The organism is Terrisporobacter mayombei, assembly GCF_020748465.1.
GTDB lineage: Bacteria > Bacillota > Clostridia > Peptostreptococcales > Peptostreptococcaceae > Terrisporobacter > Terrisporobacter mayombei.
In genome coordinates this window covers 1-524 of sequence record NZ_JAHZMP010000106.1, presented here as the reverse complement: position 1 = coordinate 524, position 524 = coordinate 1, and the positions used below count along the sequence as shown (strand labels likewise).

Below are 524 nucleotides of genomic sequence, written 5' to 3'. Positions count from 1 at the left end.
CTTGTATGTAAGATTTGACGCAACATCTCCCCATCAGGAAACACCAACTCCGGCGCGATTTCAAACAGCGGCCACAGCATAAATCCACGATTCTTCATATCGTAGTGCGGAACGGTCAGGCGTTCAGTATTTATCACTTCATTACCAAACAGCATGATGTCGAGATCCAGCGTGCGTGGTCCCCAGCGTTCAGCTTTGCGGACGCGACCTTGCTGCAATTCAATACGCTGTGTGTGATTGAGTAGCTCTTCAGGTGCAAGAGAGGTTTCCAGCGCCACGGCTGCGTTTAAGTATGCGGGGTGATCGTGCGGCCCCAGCGGTGGGGGGCGGTAAAACGAAGAAACGGTAAGAATGTGGCTTTCAGGGATATCGCCTAATGCTTTCAGGGCAGCATTGACCTGCTCCGGCGGAGAGGCCAGATTGCTGCCTATGGCAATATACGCCACTGTCATGCGGTACCCTCACGACGTGGTGCGCGTTTGCGTGGACGACGAGTACGACGACGCGGTGACGGTTCTTCATCC

1 protein-coding gene is annotated in these 524 nt (G+C 54.2%); it reads right to left on the bottom strand.

Features of this window, described 5'->3' with window-relative positions; translation table 11 throughout:
- Positions 1-452: 2-amino-4-hydroxy-6-hydroxymethyldihydropteridine diphosphokinase (gene folK, locus K0039_RS24895; RefSeq protein WP_228106806.1), on the bottom strand; the 452-nt coding region annotated here is incomplete at its 3' end.
- Positions 453-524 lie beyond the last annotated feature (72 nt).